This window comes from Streptomyces sp. BE303 (genome assembly GCF_036290945.1).
Classification (GTDB): domain Bacteria; phylum Actinomycetota; class Actinomycetes; order Streptomycetales; family Streptomycetaceae; genus Kitasatospora.
Window position 1 is genome coordinate 1 of sequence record NZ_JAQYWZ010000643.1, and the last position, 335, is coordinate 335.

General features: G+C 74.3%; 1 protein-coding gene. It reads right to left on the reverse strand.

Translation table 11 applies throughout. From position 1 onward, the window contains the following. Positions 1-335 (reverse strand): beta-ketoacyl synthase N-terminal-like domain-containing protein (locus PUR56_RS15260; RefSeq protein ID WP_329949318.1); only part of this gene is annotated, 335 nt, incomplete at both ends.

The following is a 335-nucleotide window of genomic DNA, read 5'->3' on the forward strand; positions in this document are numbered from 1 at the left end:
AGCTTCACGCCGACACCCTCGGACCAACCCGTCCCGTCCGCACCCTCAGAGAACGACGTGCACCGGGCGTCCGGCTGCTGACCCCGCTGACGCGAGACCTCCTCGAACAGAGCCGGCGACGCCATGACCGTCACACCACCGACCAGCGCCCAGCACGCCTCCGGCGACCCCACACCACCCGGCAACCGCAGACCCCGCCCCCCGATCACCCCCGGGACGTCGCCGGTGGCGGCCAACGGCACCGGAGCGGCGGGACCCGCGGCGTCCGCGCCGCCGACCACCTGCTCCAGAACGAACCCGGCGAGCCGCTCGGCGCTCGGGTAGTCGAACGCCAG